At 58.8% G+C, this 18,277-nt stretch carries 15 protein-coding genes; 10 read left to right on the forward strand and 5 right to left on the reverse strand.

What is annotated here, in order from left to right; genetic code table 11:
• Window positions 1–10 precede the first annotated feature (10 nt).
• The 4 genes from accB to msrP all read right to left on the reverse strand — a co-directional run bounded on the left by accB (window position 11) and on the right by msrP (window position 2,792).
• On the reverse strand, window positions 11–478 hold the full coding sequence (gene accB / locus C1N84_RS01755) for an acetyl-CoA carboxylase biotin carboxyl carrier protein (RefSeq protein ID WP_058759883.1): 468 nt from the start codon (window positions 476–478) through the stop codon (window positions 11–13).
• Window positions 479–499: 21 nt separating this feature from the next.
• Window positions 500–952: a type II 3-dehydroquinate dehydratase gene (gene aroQ, locus C1N84_RS01760; RefSeq protein WP_021508156.1), complete on the reverse strand. Its 453-nt coding sequence runs from the start codon at window positions 950–952 to the stop codon at window positions 500–502.
• A gap of 232 nt (window positions 953–1,184) precedes the next feature.
• The gene (msrQ, locus tag C1N84_RS01765; protein ID WP_264441917.1) at window positions 1,185–1,787 is read right to left on the reverse strand and encodes a protein-methionine-sulfoxide reductase heme-binding subunit MsrQ; all 603 of its coding nucleotides are present in this window, start codon (window positions 1,785–1,787) and stop codon (window positions 1,185–1,187) included.
• A complete protein-coding gene (gene msrP, locus C1N84_RS01770) occupies window positions 1,788–2,792 on the reverse strand; it encodes a protein-methionine-sulfoxide reductase catalytic subunit MsrP (protein WP_021508154.1) in 1,005 nt (334 codons plus the stop codon). It abuts the gene before it with no gap.
• A gap of 306 nt (window positions 2,793–3,098) precedes the next feature.
• Here msrP and csrD point away from each other — a divergent pair, with 306 nt between their 5' ends.
• The 8 genes from csrD to tldD all read left to right on the forward strand — a co-directional run bounded on the left by csrD (window position 3,099) and on the right by tldD (window position 15,625).
• Complete coding sequence (csrD, locus tag C1N84_RS01775) at window positions 3,099–5,045, forward strand: RNase E specificity factor CsrD (RefSeq protein ID WP_058759881.1); 1,947 nt, start codon at window positions 3,099–3,101, stop codon at window positions 5,043–5,045.
• A 311-nt stretch (window positions 5,046–5,356) separates the two neighbouring features.
• Entirely contained in the window at window positions 5,357–6,400 is a 1,044-nt protein-coding gene (mreB, locus tag C1N84_RS01780; protein ID WP_003855260.1) for a rod shape-determining protein MreB, read from the forward strand.
• Window positions 6,401–6,668: 268 nt separating this feature from the next.
• Window positions 6,669–7,703, forward strand: a complete 1,035-nt coding sequence (gene mreC, locus C1N84_RS01785) for a rod shape-determining protein MreC (RefSeq protein ID WP_021508152.1) — start codon at window positions 6,669–6,671, stop codon at window positions 7,701–7,703.
• Window positions 7,700–8,188 carry a rod shape-determining protein MreD gene (gene mreD, locus C1N84_RS01790; RefSeq protein ID WP_031279826.1) on the forward strand — a complete coding sequence of 163 codons (489 nt, stop codon included), beginning with the start codon at window positions 7,700–7,702 and terminating at the stop codon, window positions 8,186–8,188. The genes mreC and mreD overlap by 4 nt, the downstream gene beginning before the upstream one ends.
• Window positions 8,189–8,196: 8 nt before the next feature.
• Window positions 8,197–8,790 carry a Maf family protein gene (locus C1N84_RS01795; protein ID WP_058775723.1) on the forward strand — a complete coding sequence of 198 codons (594 nt, stop codon included), beginning with the start codon at window positions 8,197–8,199 and terminating at the stop codon, window positions 8,788–8,790.
• Window positions 8,780–10,249: a ribonuclease G gene (gene rng / locus C1N84_RS01800; protein WP_021508149.1), complete on the forward strand. Its 1,470-nt coding sequence runs from the start codon at window positions 8,780–8,782 to the stop codon at window positions 10,247–10,249. The genes C1N84_RS01795 and rng overlap by 11 nt, the downstream gene beginning before the upstream one ends.
• A gap of 47 nt (window positions 10,250–10,296) precedes the next feature.
• Window positions 10,297–14,115: an AsmA2 domain-containing protein YhdP gene (gene yhdP, locus C1N84_RS01805; protein ID WP_394521312.1), complete on the forward strand. Its 3,819-nt coding sequence runs from the start codon at window positions 10,297–10,299 to the stop codon at window positions 14,113–14,115.
• A 64-nt stretch (window positions 14,116–14,179) separates the two neighbouring features.
• On the forward strand, window positions 14,180–15,625 hold the full coding sequence (gene tldD, locus C1N84_RS01810) for a metalloprotease TldD (protein ID WP_394521313.1): 1,446 nt from the start codon (window positions 14,180–14,182) through the stop codon (window positions 15,623–15,625).
• A gap of 326 nt (window positions 15,626–15,951) precedes the next feature.
• On the opposite strand, the gene aaeR is transcribed toward tldD, so the two are convergent.
• Window positions 15,952–16,869, reverse strand: a complete 918-nt coding sequence (gene aaeR, locus C1N84_RS01815) for an HTH-type transcriptional activator AaeR (protein WP_058771467.1) — start codon at window positions 16,867–16,869, stop codon at window positions 15,952–15,954.
• Between the two features lie 258 nt (window positions 16,870–17,127).
• Between aaeR and aaeX the strand changes: the two genes are divergently transcribed.
• Together aaeX and aaeA are read left to right on the forward strand one after the other, a co-directional pair.
• Complete coding sequence (aaeX, locus tag C1N84_RS01820; RefSeq protein ID WP_021508145.1) at window positions 17,128–17,331, forward strand: p-hydroxybenzoic acid efflux pump operon protein AaeX; 204 nt, start codon at window positions 17,128–17,130, stop codon at window positions 17,329–17,331.
• Between the two features lie 8 nt (window positions 17,332–17,339).
• The gene (gene aaeA, locus C1N84_RS01825; RefSeq protein ID WP_058759877.1) at window positions 17,340–18,269 is read left to right on the forward strand and encodes a p-hydroxybenzoic acid efflux pump subunit AaeA; all 930 of its coding nucleotides are present in this window, start codon (window positions 17,340–17,342) and stop codon (window positions 18,267–18,269) included.
• Window positions 18,270–18,277 lie beyond the last annotated feature (8 nt).

Raw genomic sequence — 18,277 nt, forward strand, 5'->3', positions numbered from 1 at the left:
CTTCGCCTCGTTATTCGATGACGACCAGCGGCTCGTCGAATTCAACCGGCTGGCCGCTTTCCACCAGGATCGCCTTCACAACGCCGGATTTATCGGCTTCGATCTGGTTCATCATTTTCATCGCTTCAACGATGCACAGGGTGTCGCCAGCGTTCACTTTCTGACCCACTTCCACAAACGCTTTGGCGTCCGGGCTTGGGGTGCGATAGAAGGTACCGACCATCGGCGAACGCACGATGTGGCCGCTAACTTCAGGTTTGGCCGCTTCTGCAGCGACAGGCGCAGCAGCAGGTGCAACCGCAGCAGCCAGCGCAGGCTGTGGAGCCGGAACAGCATAAGCCTGCTGCATCATAGGGTAACCGACATTGGCAGGTGAACGGCTGATGCGAACCGACTCTTCGCCTTCAGAGATTTCCAGCTCAGCGATGCCGGACTCTTCAACCAGTTCGATCAGTTTCTTAATTTTACGAATATCCATGAGTGTGGTTCCGTACTCTGTTTAATTGGAATGTGACAGGCGTTTTACGGCCGTTTGTAAAGCCCACGAGTAGCCGTCGGCGCCCAGTCCACAGATGACGCCGGCAGATACATCGGAAAGATAGGAGTGATGTCGGAACGGTTCGCGTGCATGCACATTTGAGAGATGCACCTCAATAAAAGGAATGCTAACCGCCAACAGCGCATCGCGCAGGGCAACGCTGGTGTGCGTAAACGCAGCCGGGTTGATGATGATGTAATCGACGTTGCCGCGGGCTTCGTGAATACGATCAATCAGCTGGTATTCCGCATTCGATTGCAAATGACTCAATTTCACATGGTGCTGGTCGGCCTGTTGCGTCAGATCGCTGACAATCTGCGCCAGCGTGGTGTGACCATACTTGTCAGGCTCGCGCGTTCCCAACAGGTTCAGGTTGGGTCCGTTTAACAGCAGTATGTGAAATTTATGCGCCATCTTGCGGCTATCTCCTGCAATCAGTGAGGCATCGCGTAAAATACCGCGACATCCTTCATTTGTCACTCTTCAGAGTGAAAAAGAAGACTTCGCTTGCAATAAAGCCGGGCATTATATCCGTTTCGAGGCAATTCGCAGCAAAATACTGGTCTTATCTGCGAAGTTGATCCGGCGAGGCCCGAAGGCCACACCTTTTAACAGATCTCGCAGCAGGAAAACAACCTTGCGGGGATTATCGGCGCAGAAGTTTACGCAACTTATTGTAACGCCAGCCTAACAGCGCCAGCGCCAGCAGGGCATAAATCCACGGCTGCGGTGACAGCACTTTTACTGACCAAAGATAGTGGACAGGCGCGAGGATCGCGACCAGATAGATGCCGTTGTGCAGCGTTTGCCAGCGGCGTCCCAGTTTACGCTGGGCGCGCTGAAAAGAGGTGATGGCGAGAGCAAACAGAATAATCCAGCTGATCATGCCCAGTAACAAATAGGGGCGCGAGACAAGCTCACTGCCGAGTAATCGCAGATGATCGTAACCCAGTTCCAGCAGATAGTAGCTGGTGAGATGCAGACAGGCCCAGGCAAAGCACCACAGGCCGAGCAGCCGGCGGGTACGAATCAGCAGCGGCTGCTTCAGATAACGCGTCAGCGGGCTCACCAGCAGCGTCGCCAGCAGCAGCTTCAGCGCCATGCGGCCGGTAAAATGCTGGATATCTTTCGCCGGATCGGCGCTCAGCCAGCCCTGGTTTGCCGCAAGAAACAGGTACACCAGCGGCAAAAACGCCGCCAGATGCAGCACCACTTTCAGCAGCGTAACGTGGCGTAATGTCAGGCGCACTCAGTAGTTCTCCCGTAAATCGAGACCGCGATACAGCGAGGCCACCTCTTTAGCATAACCGTTGAACAGCAGCGTCGGCTGACGTTCCACCTTGAGAATGCCGCCCGCACCGATAAAGCGCTCAGTGGCCTGCGACCAGCGCGGGTGGTTAACGTGCGGATTCACGTTAGCATAGAAGCCATATTCATTAGCGGCGATCTGGCTCCAGGTGGTGGGCGGACGATCGTGCGTCAGGGTAATTTTGACGATCGACTTAATCCCTTTGAAGCCATATTTCCACGGCACCGTCAGGCGAATCGGCGCGCCGTTTTGCGGCGGCAGCGCTTTGCCGTAAACGCCGGTGCTGAGCAGCGTCAGCGGATGCATCGCTTCGTCCAGCCGCAAACCTTCAACATAGGGATAATCCAGCCCGCCGCCGATAAAGCGGTCCTTTTGTCCCGGCATCTGATCGGGCGCGTATAGCGTCTGGAAGGCGACATAGCGGGCATTGCTGGTGGGTTCAGCCAGCTTCAGCAGTTTATTGAGTTCAAAGCCTACCCAGGGAATCACCATCGACCAGGCTTCAACGCAGCGCATGCGATAGATACGCTGCTCCATGGCGAAGCGTTTGAAGATGTCGTCCATATCCAGCGTCATCGGCTTCGCCACTTCGCCCTCAATGCGCAATTGCCACGGGTCAGTTTTCAGCGTGCCGGCATTGGCGGCAGGATCGGCTTTGTCGAGACCAAATTCGTAGAAGTTGTTGTAGCCAGCGACTTTATCAAACGGCGTCAGCGGCAGGTCCGCCTGCCACTGGGCCGGTTTACTGAACTGCAGATCGCGTCCGGCAGGCGCCGGCGGCCTGTCATTGCCCTTAAACCAGCTCAGCACATCGGCCTGTGCGCCGCCGGGCAGGCTGGCCGCGGCAGCGCCAAGCCCCAGCGCTTTCAGCACCTGGCGGCGGCGCAGATTAAAAATGCTTTCCGGCGTAACATCGGCTTCGGTAAGGATGTGCGTGCGCTTCATGGCGTTCTCCGGCAAATCGATTAACTGCAGCTAGCATGATCAAACGCTGCCCGGCGCGCCACTTTCGCTGGCAAAATGTGAAATTTCCTGGCCGGTGCGTTCTGTTGAGAATAGGACGAAAAAGCCGCCCCGGAAGGCAGCGCTTCACACTTTGACGTTATACTCGCGCCGCAGGGTGGCGAAACCCGGCGCCGGGCGGGCGCTGATTTGGATCGGTAATTGTGATAATTTGCTCAGGTTTGCACCAGCGCGGCTGGCGCGAACCGTTGGCTGGCGTTCATAAACCGCAGTGATACAGGCACAGGGATGCGATTAACAACCAAGTTTTCTGCGTTTATTACCTTATTAAGCTTACTGGCGATGTTACTGATGCTGGTAGGCTGCGCTTTTAGTTTTATCTGGCTGTCGCAGCAGCGCGTAGAGAACCGTGTACAGACGCTGGCGACGGAAGTCGATAAAGCGCTGGCCAGCCAGTCACCGCAGGAACTGACGCAGTGGCTGACGCGCCTGATGCCCGTCATCAATGCCGAACAGCTGGAACTGCATCACGATGATACCGTGCTGTTCCGCCTCGCGCGCCATGAAAATCCGATGCTGGAAGACGAGCCCAATCGTTTCATTCAACTGGATGTGCCGCTGGTGCACGCGCCGGGCATGGCGCTGCGCGTGGTGGTGCTCGATCCCGCCAAAACCTGGTTCCGCTCGTTCACCGGTGCCTACACGCTGATTATCCTGCTGACGGTGGTGGCGATCATGTCGGCACTGCTGGTGATGACGCACCGCTGGCTTAACCGCCGCTGGCAGCATATGGAGCGGCTGGAGGCGCGCGCGGAGCGTATTCTGGCTGGCGAGCGCGCGCCGCGCAGCGATACCATCGCCGAATGGCCGCCGAAAGCCAGCCGCGCTATCGATCTGCTGCTGGGGGATTTACAGGAAGCCGGTGAGCAGCGTCTGCGTATCGACACATTAATCCGCACCTTTGCCGCGCAGGATTCGCGTACCGGCCTGAATAATCGCCTGTTTTTCGATAACCAGCTGGCCACGTTGCTGGAAGACCAGGAAGACGTTGGTACGCACGGTGTGGTGATGATGGTGCGGCTGCCGGACCTCGACACCCTACATGAAACCCTCGGGCCGACGCTGGTCGATGAATACCTGTTCGACCTGGTGAACATGCTCTCCACTTTCGTGCTGCGCTATCCGGGTGCGCTGCTGGCGCGCTATTTCCGCAGCGACTTTGCCGTACTGCTGCCGCACCGCACTTTGAAAGAGGCCAACAGCATTGCCGACCAGCTGATCAACGCGGTGGATTCATTGCCGCCGATGCGCATGGTGGATCGCGATGACCTGATCCACATTGGCATCAGCGCCTGGCGCAGCGGCGAGTCGGTGTCGCAGGTGATGGAGAATGTCGAACTGGCCACGCGCCGGGCGGCGCTGCAGGGCGGCAACAACTGGTCGGTGGGCGAGGGCAATACGCTGGAGATGGGGCGCGGCAGCGTGCGCTGGCGCACCCTGCTGGAAAACACCGTGAACCGCGGCGGCCCGCGTCTGTACCAGAAACCGGCGGTGCTGCTGGACGGCAAAGTGCATCACCGTGAAATGCTGGCGCGCGTGTTCGACGGCGATAAAGAGGTGGTGTCGGCAGAGTTCATGCCGCTGGTGCTGCAGCTTGGCATGGCCGACAGCTGGGATCGCCAGCTGGTCATGCGTATTGCGGCGCTGTCGGAGGTCTGGCCGGATGAAACGCTGGCGCTGCCGGTGAATATCGATTCGCTGCTGCAACGGCCGTTCCAGCGCTGGCTGCAAAAATTGCTGCTGCAGTGCAGTAAATCGCAAAGAAAACGATTTTTATTTGAACTTGCTGAGGCGGATGTTTGTCAACACATCAATCGTTTAGTGCCGGTTTTCCGCATGCTGACCGCGTTTGGCTGTCGGATTGCGGTAGATCAGGCCGGATTAACGGTGGTGAGTAGCGCTTACATCAAGCAGTTCCCGATTGAGCTGATCAAGCTCGATCCGGGCCTGATTCGCAACATTGAGCGCCGTACAGAAAATCAGCTGTTCGTGCAAAGTTTGCTGGAAGTGTGTAAATCCACGCCCACCAAAGTCTTTGCCGCCGGTGTACGCACGCGCGCGGAGTGGCAAACGCTGGCCGGGCTGGGCGTCGCGGGCGGCCAGGGCGACTTTTTTGCCCCTTCGCTGCCGGTGAACAGTAATGTGAAGAAACACTCGCAACGTTACCGGATTTAGCGCGTCAGCCACAGATACGGCAGCAGGCGGCTATTTTTCGCCTTTATGCCGTGCGCAGCCGGCGCGATCGGCGGCGGGAAATGTTAGATTTTATGTCGGAATTCACCCGCGACCGGCGGGTGAATTTGCGTTTAGAGCGGCAGCTTAGCGCCGTTTAACGCCGGTGTCGGACGGCAGCACCGCCGCGAAAAATTATTCAGCCTGGTTTTTCACCGAAGCAGAACGTTTTTGCGCCTTGTAGCGGCTTCGCGTGGTTGGTAAAGTAGGCGGATTTTATTTTCCGCCCCCAGCTTGCAGGATTATCCCTTAGTATGTTTAAAAAATTTCGTGGCATGTTTTCCAATGACTTGTCCATTGACCTGGGTACCGCGAATACCCTGATTTACGTAAAAGGACAAGGCATCGTGCTGAACGAGCCTTCTGTGGTTGCCATTCGTCAGGATCGCGCCGGCTCCCCAAAGAGCGTAGCGGCTGTTGGTCATGATGCAAAGCAGATGCTTGGCCGTACGCCGGGTAACATCGCAGCAATCCGTCCGATGAAAGATGGCGTTATCGCCGACTTCTTCGTGACTGAAAAAATGCTCCAGCACTTCATCAAGCAAGTGCACAGCAACAGCTTTATGCGCCCCAGCCCACGTGTGCTGGTGTGCGTGCCGGTTGGTGCGACCCAGGTTGAGCGTCGTGCCATCCGCGAATCGGCGCAGGGCGCCGGTGCCCGTGAAGTGTTCCTGATTGAAGAACCCATGGCCGCGGCAATCGGCGCGGGTCTGCCAGTGTCAGAAGCGACCGGCTCGATGGTGGTGGATATCGGTGGCGGTACGACCGAAGTCGCGGTTATCTCCCTGAACGGCGTGGTTTACTCTTCTTCTGTGCGTATTGGTGGCGATCGCTTCGATGAAGCTATCATTAACTACGTGCGCCGTAATTACGGCTCGCTGATTGGTGAAGCCACCGCTGAGCGTATCAAGCATGAGATCGGTTCTGCTTATCCGGGTGACGAAGTGCGCGAGATCGAAGTGCGCGGTCGTAACCTGGCTGAGGGCGTGCCGCGTGGCTTTACGCTGAACTCGAATGAAATCCTGGAAGCGCTGCAGGAGCCACTGACCGGTATCGTCAGTGCCGTGATGGTCGCGCTGGAGCAGTGCCCGCCGGAGCTGGCGTCTGACATCTCCGAGCGCGGTATGGTGCTGACCGGTGGCGGTGCGCTGCTGCGTAACCTGGATCGTCTGCTGATGGAAGAGACCGGTATTCCGGTGGTAGTCGCAGAAGATCCGCTGACCTGCGTAGCGCGCGGCGGCGGTAAAGCACTGGAAATGATCGACATGCATGGCGGCGATTTGTTCAGCGAGGAGTAATTCCTCTCCGGCTGAGACCGTGGTCAAATTGCGCAGGGAATAGCGACGATACCCAAAATCAGCACAACGGCAGGACGATGACCATCGCATGCCGCACGGCAGCCTCAGCAGCAGGCACCGGGCAGCAGCGGCACAACATCGTCACTGCGGTTTGCAGGATGCGGGGTAACTGGCGACGCTGCGCACGACGGCGTATAGCGTCCAGCCCTGGAGGCGTGAGTGCTGACACTCACGCTTCTTCCCTGATGTCGAGGAATTCGCAGAATTTATGAAGCCGATTTTTAGCAGGGGACCTTCCCTGCAGTTGCGCCTGTTTCTGGCCGTGATTGTGGCTATCGCGATTATTGTCGCCGATAGCCGGATCAGCACGTTCTCCCAGATCCGCAACTACCTGGACACGTCGGTCAGTCCATTTTACTTCCTGGCCAACGGGCCACGACAGCTTCTTGACGGCGTTTCCGAAACGCTGGCCTCGCGCCAGCAGCTGGAGCTGGAAAACAAAGCGCTGCGCCGTGAGCTCTTCCTGAAAAACAGTGACCTGCTGATGCTGGGGCAATACAAGCAGGAAAACGCGCGTCTGCGCGAGCTGCTCGGCTCGCCGCTGCGTCAGGATGAGCACAAAATGGTGACCCAGGTGATCTCCACCGGCACCGATCCTTACACCGATCAGGTGATCATCGATAAAGGCAGCGTCAACGGCGTGTATGAAGGCCAGCCGGTGATCAGCGATAAAGGCGTGGTCGGCCAGGTGGTGGCGGTAGGGCAGATGACCAGCCGCGTGCTGCTGATCTGCGATGCCTCGCACGCCCTGCCGATTCAGGTGCTGCGTAACGATATTCGCGTCATCGCCGCCGGTAACGGCTGCAGCGAAGATCTGCAGCTGGAGCATCTGCCGGGCAATACGGATATTCGCGTCGGTGATGTGCTGGTGACGTCGGGCCTGGGCGGACGCTTCCCGGAAGGGTATCCGGTCGGCGTGGTGTCGTCAGTGAAAGTGGATACGCAGCGTGCCTATACCGTGATTCAGGCGCGTCCGACCGCCGGTCTGCAGCGTCTGCGCTACCTGCTGCTGCTGTGGGGTGCGGATAAGAACGGCGACATGCCGATGGCACCGGACGAAGTGCATCGCGTGGCCAACGAACGCCTGATGCAGATGATGCCGCAGGTGCTGCCGCCCGCGGGCGAAATGGGGCCGCCGGCACCCGCCATGATGCAGCAAAATCAGCAGATGGGGCCGCCACAGCCCGCCGCCAGCAGCCGTTCGCAGGGTAATCCGGCGAACTCGCGCGGAGGCCAGCCTTGAGTCGATATCGCAGCCAGGGGCGTTGGGTGATCTGGCTGTCCTTCCTTGTTGCGCTTATCCTGCAAATCATGCCGTGGCCGGATCAGATTTACATGTTCCGGCCATCGTGGCTATTGCTGATCCTGATCTACTGGGTGCTGGCGCTGCCGCACCGGGTCAATGTGGGCACCGGCTTTTTCCTCGGCGCCATTATGGATCTGGTCGCCGGCTCAACGCTGGGCGTGCGTGCGCTGGCGTTCAGCATTATCGCCTATCTGGTGGCCTTTAAATTTCAGCTATTCCGTAATCTGGCGTTGTGGCAGCAGGCATTAATGGTTATGGTGCTGTCGCTGGCGGTTGATGTGATTGTTTTCTGGGCAGAATTTCTGGTCATCAACGTCTCCTTCCGCCCGGAAATCTTCTGGAGTAGCGTGGTCGACGGTATCCTGTGGCCCTGGCTATTCTTACTGATGAGAAAGATTCGCCGTCAGTTTGCTGTGCAATAAGGAATACAATGATAACCCTCTACCTGGCTTCCGGCTCACCGCGTCGGCGCGAGCTGTTAACGCAGCTTGGCCTGCAGTTTGAGCGCCTGATTACCGATGTTGAAGAGCAGCGTCAGCCGGGCGAAGCGGCGGAGTCTTATGTGCGGCGTCTGGCCAGCGATAAGGCGCGGGCCGGCGTGCAGATAGCACCGCAGGATCTGCCGGTGCTGGGCGCTGACACCATCGTGGTGCTAAATGGCGAAGTGCTGGAGAAACCGCGCGATGCGGCGCATGCCGCGCAGATGCTGGGTAAACTGGCCGGGCAAACCCATCAGGTCATGACGGCCGTGGCGCTGGCCGATGCGCAGGGCGAGCTGGATTGCCTGGTGACCACAGACGTGACATTCCGCACTATCACGGCAGAGGAAATTTCGCACTATATCGCCAGCGGCGAGCCGATGGATAAAGCCGGCGCGTACGGAATTCAGGGCCTGGGCGGCAACTTTGTGCGCCGCATCAATGGAAGTTATCACGCCGTAGTGGGATTGCCGCTGGTGGAAACCAGCGAACTGCTGAGCCATTTTCAGTCGCTGCGTGCGTTAAGGGGACAAGATGACGGCTGAACTGCTGGTAAATGTGACACCTTCTGAAACCCGTGTTGCCTATATTGACGGCGGCATTCTGCAGGAAATCCATATTGAGCGCGAAGCGCGGCGCGGTATTGTCGGCAATATCTACAAAGGGCGCGTCAGCCGGGTACTGCCGGGCATGCAGGCGGCGTTTGTCGATATCGGGATGGACAAAGCGGCCTTTCTGCACGCCTCGGACATCATGCCGCACACCGAATGCGTGGCGGGTGATGAGAAGAAGAACTTTATCGTGCGCGATATCGCCGAGCTGGTGCGTCAGGGACAGGATTTAATGGTGCAGGTGGTGAAAGATCCGCTCGGCACCAAAGGCGCCCGTCTCACCACCGATATTACGCTGCCGTCGCGCTACCTGGTCTTTATGCCGGGGGCTTCGCACGTGGGCGTCTCACAGCGCATTGAAAGCGAAGCCGAACGTGAGCGCCTGAAAGCGGTGGTTGCCGCTTACTGTGACGATCTCGGCGGCTTTATTATTCGTACCGCCGCAGAAGGCATTGGCGCAGAAGAGCTGGCGCAGGACGCGGCATTTTTAAAGCGCCTGTGGACCAAAGTCAGCGAGCGTAAGAAGCGTAACCAGACGCGCTGTCTGCTGTACGGCGAGCTGGCGCTGGCGCAGCGCGTGCTGCGCGATTTCGCCGGCGCAGCCCTGGATCGCATTCGCGTCGATTCGCGCCTGACCTGCGATCTGCTGGTGGAATTTACCAGCGAATATATTCCGGAGATGGCCAGCAAGCTGGAGCTGTACAACGGCAAGCAGCCGATTTTCGATCTCTATGATGTGGAGAACGAGATTCAGCGCTCGCTCGAGCGCAAGGTGGAACTGAAATCTGGCGGTTACCTGATTATCGACCAGACCGAAGCCATGACCACGGTGGACATTAACACCGGTGCGTTTGTCGGCCACCGCAACCTCGACGAAACCATTTTTAATACTAATATCGAAGCCACGCAGGCGATTGCGCGCCAGCTGCGGCTGCGTAATCTCGGCGGCATTATCATCATCGACTTTATCGACATGAATAATGACGATCATCGCCGGCGCGTGCTGCACTCGCTGGAGAGCGCGCTGAGCAAAGATCGCGTTAAAACCAGCATCAACGGCTTCTCCGCGCTGGGGCTGGTCGAGATGACGCGCAAACGCACGCGCGAAAGCATTGAGCATGTGCTGTGTGCCGATTGCCCGGTGTGCCAGGGACGCGGTTCGCTGAAGACGGTGGAGACCGTGTGCTATGAAATCATGCGTGAAATCGTCCGCGTCCATCACGCTTACGACTCCGACAGCTTCCTGGTGTACGTGTCACCCGCAGTGGGTGAAGCGCTGAAAAGCGATGAGTCGCACGCGCTGGCCGAAGTGGAAATTTTTGTCGGCAAGCAGGTCAAAGTACAGGTTGAACCGCTCTACACGCAGGAGCAGTTTGACGTTGTCATGATGTAAGTCGTGAGGTTGAACGCCGTAACCCAACGGAAAGCAAGGAGAGGTGTGTGAGGCGGTTGCCGGGGATTTTGTTACTGCTGCTCGCCGCAATCATCGTCATTGTGGCGCTGCTGGTCAGCGGGCTGCGCCTTGTGATGCCGCATCTCAACAGCTATCGCGGCGAGGTGCTGCACACCCTTTCGCGCGTCAGCGGCGTCACCATCGATGCCAGTGAAATTCAGGGAAAATGGGAGAATTTTGGCCCGACCCTGCAGGTGCGCGATCTGCGTATCGACATGGATAAAGATGGCGAGCTGCAGATTGGCCGCGTTACGCTGGCGCTCAATGTGTGGCAGTCGCTGCTGCACTGGCGCTGGCAGTTTCGCGATCTCACCTTCTGGCAGCTGCGGCTGGCAACCAACCGTCCGTTGCTCACCAGCGACGAGCAAAAAAACAGCTTCAAACCGGCCCAAATCAACGATCTGTTCTTACGCCAGTTTGACCATTTCGATCTGCGCGACAGCAGCATCCGTTTTCTCACGCCTTCCGGCCAGCATGCCGAACTGGCGATTCCCCGCCTTACCTGGCTGAACGAGGACAACCGCCATCGCGCCGAAGGCGAAGTGAGCCTGTCCAGCTTCACCGGCCAGCACGGCGTGGTGCAGGTACGGCTCGATCTTAACGATACCAACGGGTTACTCAACGACGGCCGTATCTGGATGCAGGCCGATGACGTGGACGTGCGCCCGTGGATTGGCCGCTGGCTGCGAGATAATACCAGCCTGCAAAGCGCGCGTTTCAGCCTGGCTGCGTGGGTCAACCTGCGCGACGGTGAGGTGTACGCGGGCGATCTGCTGCTGAGCAAAGGCGGCGCACGCTGGCGCGGCGAGCAGGGTGATCATCAACTGCAGGTGGATGGCCTGACCGCGCATCTGGCGCGCTACCAGAATGGCTGGAGCCTGACGGTGCCGCAAACCCGGCTGATGACTGACGGCGTGGCCTGGGATGCCGGCCATATCGCCCTGCTGTGGAAGCCGGAAGATAAACAGATGATCGGCGCGAACAGTGCAGCGGAAGTGCGGGTGCGCGCCACCCGGCTCGATCTGCAGCGTCTGGCACCGCTGGTGCCGCTGTTTGCGCCGCTCTCGCCCACGCTGCTGGACAACTGGCGGGCGCTGCAGCCGCGCGGCTATATCGACGCGCTGGCGCTGGATATTCCGCTGGCGCAGCCGGAGCAGACGCGTTTGCAGGCGCGCTGGCGCGATCTGGCGTGGCAGCACTGGCAGCTTTTGCCGGGCATCAGCAATCTGAGCGGCAGCGCCAGCGGCAGTCTGAACCACGGCCAGCTGGATGTGCAGATGGGCCAGGCGGAAGTGCCGTACGGCGATATGTTCCAGGCGCCGTTACAGATTCAGCAGGTCACCGGCAGGATTAACTGGCTGCGCGATGCTAACGGCCTGACGCTGGATGGCCAGCAGCTGGACGTGCAGGCACGTTCGCTGTGGGCGCACGGCGATTTCCGCTATCAGCAAAATGTCGGTAAAGCGCCGCGCCTCGACATTCTTGCCGGGATTCGCGTCACCGACGCCGGTGATGCCTGGCGCTACTTCCCCGAGCCGCTGATGGGCCACGATCTGACGCAGTATCTCAGCGAAGCGGTCAAAGGCGGCCAGGTGGAGAATGCCACGCTGCTGTTTGCCGGCGATCCGCGTCTTTTCCCGTTTAAGCACCACGACGGCATGTTTGAAGTGGCCGTGCCGGTGCGCAATGCCACCTTCCAGTTCCAGCCAGGCTGGCCGGCGCTGCAAAACCTCGATATCGACCTCGATTTTATCAACGATGGTCTGTGGATGAAGGCGGCGCAAACCCGTCTGGGCGCGGTGGACGCGCGCAACGTCAGTGCGGTAATCCCGGATTACCTGAAAGAGAAGCTGATCATTGACGGTGATTTGAGCGGCGAAGGTAAAGATATCGCCGACTATTTCGCCCGCACGCCGCTCAAATCCACGCTGGGTGCGGCGCTGGAGCAGCTGCAGATTGGCGGCAACGTGCGTGGTTCGCTCAACCTGGATATTCCGCTGGATGGGGAACTGGTGCACGCCAGCGGTAACGTGGTGCTGAATAACAACAGCCTGCACATTAAGCCGCTCAACACCACGCTGAAAAACCTGACCGGACGTTTCCGCTACAACAACGGGAACCTGGAGAGTGAAGAGCTGCAGGCCAACTGGTTCGGTCAGCCCACCGGCGTGCGTTTCAGCACCACGGAAAATCCCGATGATTTTGGCGTTAACGTCAAACTGCTGGGCGACTGGCAGCCGGCGAAACTGGCCATGCTGCCCGCCAGCGTGAGCAGTAAGCTGGGCGGCAGTCTGGCGTGGCAGGGCAATGTCGACATCACGCTGCCGCATCAGGGTGGGGCGCGCTACAAGGTTGATATCAACGGTGACGGCAAGACAGTGAGCAGTCACTTACCTCCACCGCTGGATAAAGAAGCCGGTGAGGCACTGCCTATCGCCATTAATGCCAGCGGCGATTTGCACAGTTTTAACCTCAGCGGCAGCGTGCGTGAGCACCATCGCTTTAACAGCCGCTGGCTGCTGGAGCCGCAGCTGCGCGTCGATCGCGGTATCTGGCTGAATGATGCCAAAAGCACGCCGGCGCTACCGGAGCGGCGCGGGATGGTGCTTAATCTGCCGGCGCTGGACGGCGAAGCCTGGCTGGGGCTGATGACCGGCACGACGGGTTCACGCAATGCGCAGGGCGAGACGGACATCGGCGGCGCACTGCTGCCGGGCGATGTGACATTGCGCACTCCGGCCCTGACGCTCGGCGGCCAGCAGTGGCACGATGTTAATGCCACGGTGACCCAGGGCGCGGGCGGCAGCACGCAGCTGCAGCTGGAGAGCCGCGAAGCGCGCGGCAGCCTGCGAACCGCACAACACGCGCCGTGGCAAATCGACCTGAGCTATCTTTATTACAATCCGCAATGGAGTGATGGTGAAGCGGGCAAGGCCTCCTCGCCGTTCAGCGGGGACAGTGGCATTGATTTCCGCAGCTGGCCAGCGCTGCAGCTCAACTGCGCAGAGTGCTGGCTGCGCGGGCAGAAGTTCGGCCACATTCAGGCCAGGCTCCAGCCGCAGGGAGAGACGTTAGCACTCACTAACGGCAGCGTCGACACCGGCAGCTCGAAGCTCAATGTCGCGGGTGAATGGGTGAACAAAGCGGGCGAGCAGCGCACCTCGCTAAAAGGCAGCCTGAGCGGCAAAAATATCAATGATGCCACCAACTGGTTTGGCATGAACACGCCGCTGCGCGATGCGCCGTTCAAAATTGATTATGACCTGCACTGGCGCTCCGCACCGTGGCAGCCTTCAGAAAAGACGCTGAGCGGCACGCTGAAAACCCATTTCGGCAAAGGGCAGATTGCGGATGTGAACACCGGTCGTGCCGGACAGTTGTTGCGGCTGGTGAGCTTCGATGCCCTGCTGCGTAAGCTGCGCTTCGATTTTAGCGATACCTTTAATGAAGGTTTCTGGTTTGATTCGATCAACGGCACGGCGTGGATTGAAAACGGCGTGATGCGCACCGATAACCTGCTGGTGGATGGCCTCGAAGCGGATATCGCCATGCAGGGCAAAGTAGATCTGGTGCAGCGGCAAATCGACATGGAAGCGGTGGTGGCACCGGAGATCGGCGCCTCGGTTGGCGTGGCCACCGCGTTTGTAATTAACCCGGTGGTCGGCGCGGCGGTTTTTGCCGCCAGCAAGGTGCTGGCACCGTTGTGGAATAAGATTTCGCTGCTGCGCTATCACATCAGCGGACCGCTGGATAAGCCGGAAATCAATGAAGTGCTGCGCAAACCGCGCGAAGCCGATAAGAAGTGAATTTGACGCCGTCGGGGAATTGCCGCAGGCTATGACTATCCGAGCACATAATGAGTGAGAAACGATGACTCTGAATCTGGTAAGTGAGCAGTTACTAGCTGCGAACAGCATTAATCAGCAGGACCTTTTTTCCCTGTTAGGGCAGCTTTCAGAACGTCGTCTGGACTATGCCGATCTCTATTTTCAGTCCAGCTTCCATGAATCCTGGGTGCTGGAAGACAAAATCATTAAAGATGGCTCTTATCATATCGATCAGGGCGTGGGCGTCCGCGCGGTAAGCGGCGAGAAAACCGGTTTTGCCTATGCCGATCAAATCAGCCTCAACGCCCTGCGCCAGTCGTCCGAAGCGGCGCGCAGTATCGTGCGCGAGCAGGGCAATGGCAAAGCGCACGCGCTCTCCGCGGTGCTTAACCGTTCGCTGTACGCGCCGGTCAATCCGCTGGACAGCCTGACGCGCGAAGACAAAATCGCGCTGCTGCACCGGGTTGATAAAGTGGCACGCGCCGCCGATCCGCGCGTGCAGGAAGTGAATGCCAGCCTGAGCGGCGTCTACGAGCAGGTGCTGGTTGCCGCCACCGACGGTACGCTGGCGGCGGATATTCGTCCGCTGGTGCGCCTGTCCATTAGCGTTCAGGTGGAAGATCAGGGTAAACGCGAGCGCGGCGCCAGCGGCGGCGGTGCGCGTACCGGCTACGAATTCTTCCTCGCCGATGAGAGCGGCGACGTACGGGCCGATGTCTGGGCGCGCGAAGCGGTGCGCATGGCGCTGGTTAACCTGTCCGCCGTCGCGGCGCCAGCCGGTACGCTGCCGGTGGTGCTGGGTGCGGGCTGGCCAGGCGTGCTGCTGCACGAAGCGGTGGGCCACGGTCTGGAAGGGGATTTCAACCGCCGCGAGACCTCCGTCTTCAGCGGTAAGCTGGGCCAGCTGGTGGCGTCCGAACTCTGCACCGTGGTTGACGACGGTACCCTGCAAGGGCTGCGTGGTTCGCTGGCGGTGGATGATGAAGGCGTGCCGGGACAGTACAACGTGCTGATCGAAAACGGCGTGCTGAAAGGCTATATGCAGGACAAGCTCAATGCGCGTCTGATGGGCGTGCCGCCTACCGGTAACGGTCGTCGTGAATCCTATGCGCACCTGCCGATGCCGCGCATGACCAACACCTATATGCTGGCGGGCAAATCGACGCCGCAGGAGATCATTGAGAGTGTGGAGTATGGTCTCTATGCCCCTAACTTTGGCGGCGGCCAGGTCGATATCACCTCCGGCAAGTTTGTGTTCTCGACCTCCGAGGCTTATCTGATCGAGAACGGCAAAGTCACCAAACCGGTGAAAGGCGCGACGCTGATCGGCTCCGGCATTGAGGCGATGCAGCAGATTTCCATGGTCGGGAACGATCTGGCGCTGGATAAAGGCGTCGGCGTATGCGGGAAAGAGGGCCAGAGCGTGCCGGTCGGCGTAGGTCAGCCCACGCTGAAGCTGGATAAAATTACCGTGGGCGGAACGGCTTAATAATCATGCTGGTGCGCATCAGTGCGCACCCTGTCAAAACCGCGCAATGGGTTTGTACAATGCTTGTCAGTTATGAGTAAACAGCACGCACACTTTGGTAGCGGCGCAATTTATTGCGCGAAGCATGGATGGGAACGGTGCTGCTAGTAGTACGCGCGATTAATCGCGCCGCTACGAAATCTGCGGTAATTGAATTTGGTACTTAACTGATCGGCATTACGCAATTGTTTTGCCAGGTCACCTTTCAGGGTGACCTGGCATGCATAACTGCCCCGCATTTTCCCGTATGCGCCCTTCAGGCCGACCACACCAGCGCCAGACGGCGGCTAACTTTTGCGGTGCTGCTGATACTGCCTCGCCACCTGCCTGAAATACTCGGTCAGATAATTGATACACACCTGCACCTTGAGCGGCAGCTTATCCTTCTCGGTATAGACGGCATACACCGGGCGCGGCTCCGAGTGATATTGCGGGAACAAAATATCGATCTCACCGGCGTTGATCTCATCAATCACCCACATCAGCGGCACATAGGCGATACCGCAGCCCGCTTTCAGCCAGCGAATCAGCGTCTGAGAATCATTGGTGACAAAACGCCCCTGCGGCGTCAGGCGCGTCACCAGGCCTTCCGGCGCCACCAGCTCGAAGGTGTTATCCGGGCGCACGCTGTACTCCAGCCAGGAAAAGTTGTCGATTTCAGCCGGCTTTTCCGGCGTGCCGTGCTGGGCCAGGTAGCTCTTCGCCGCGCATACCACCATCGGCATGGCGCCCAGCCGGCGCGAGAACAGGTTGGAATCCTGCAGCTCACCGACGCGTATCACCACATCCAGCCCGTTAGCAATCAGGTCCGGCGCCGGTATGCCGGTCATCAGGTTGACGCTCAGTCCCGGGTATTCGTGCAGCATCTCGCTGGTCATGGCGGACAGGACATTTTGCGCCATGGTGGTTGAGCAGCCGATGCGTAAAATCCCGATCGGCGTGTTGTTGAAGGCGTACAGCTGTTCGTGCACCTGCGAGGCCTCTGCCAGCATGCGGCGGCAGCCCTGATAATAAATCTTACCGGCTTCGGTCAGGCCCAGACTGCGGGTGCTGCGGTTAAGCAGCTTCACCTGCAGCTCATCTTCCAGTCTGGCAACAATCTGGCTGATTGACGAGACGCTGAGCTGCAGCTGGCGTGCGGCGGCGGTAAATGAGCCCAATTCAACCACTTTGGCGAAAATGGACATGCCTTTGAGTCGTTCCATTGTTTACTCTGGCTAAAAAGTGATTTAGCTCACAATATGTAGAAAACGTATAGTCAAGCGCGTTACTATACGCACGCTGGGTCTCTTCACCGCACCTGAACACGGCAGTGTTTACCCGATGATACGCTATGATTAGCTCAACGCGGCCTGAATGTTGTCATCAGATTATCCGTCACCCCACTATCATCAACCCGACGTGCCAGAGGGCATGAGGGCAGGTATCGGTGCAATCCGGCAAGGTCGAACTAAGGAACCGAAATGAGTGTGCTTCCGGTATTTGTCGTATTCGGGCTGTCTTTTCCGCCCATCTTCATTGAACTACTGGTTTCGCTGGCGCTGTTCTGGCTGGTGAAACGCGTGCTGACGCCCAGCGGGATTTACGATCTGGTGTGGCATCCGGCACTTTTTAACACAGCGCTGTATTGCTGTGTGTTTTACCTTGTATCCCGTCTATTCGTCTGAGGTTTTAAGTGAAAGCGCTTATAAGAAAAATCGCGCGTTACGCCATTACGCTCCTGCTGGTTATCATCGCTGTTGTTATCATCTTCCGCGCCTGGGTGTTCTATACCGAGTCGCCGTGGACGCGTGACGCCAAATTCTCCGCCGACGTGGTGGCGATTTCTCCGGACGTGACCGGACTGATCACCGACGTCCCGGTACACGACAACCAGCTGGTGAAAAAAGGCGATACGCTGTTTATCGTTGACCGTCCGCGCTACCAGAAAGCGCTGGATGAGGCGCAGGCGGATGTCGAATATTACCAGGCGCTGGTCAGCGAAAAACGCCGTGAAGCGGCGCGCCGTAACCAGCTCGGTACCAGCGCGATGTCGCGTGAAGCCATTGAGCAGTCGAACAGCGACCTGCAGACCAGCGAACATCAGCTGGCCAAAGCGGTGGCGACGCGCGATCTGGCGGTGATCGACCTCGATCGCACCACCATCAAAGCGCCGTCCGACGGCTGGGTCACCAACCTCAACGTCTATCAGGGTGAATTCATCACGCGCGGCTCGGTGGCCGTGGCGCTGGTGCAGCAGCACTCATTCTACGTGCTGGCCTACATGGAAGAGACCAAGCTGGATGGCGTGCGTCCCGGCTTCCGCGCGGAAATTACTCCGCTGGGCAGCAACACGGTGCTGCGCGGCACGGTTGACAGCATCGCGGCTGGCGTGACCAACAGCAGCAGCAGCGTTGACAGTAAAGGCATGGCCACCGTGGACTCCAACCTCGAGTGGGTGCGTCTGGCGCAGCGCGTACCGGTGCGTATTCGCCTTGACGATCAACCCGGCAACCGCTTCCCGGCGGGGACCACCGCCACCGTGGTGATCACCGGTGATAAAGACCGCCAGACCAAAGTGTCGCCGATGGCACAGCTGTTCAACCGCCTGCGTGAGTTTGGTTAAGCGGGGGC

Source organism: Pantoea sp. SGAir0418 (assembly GCF_043529865.1).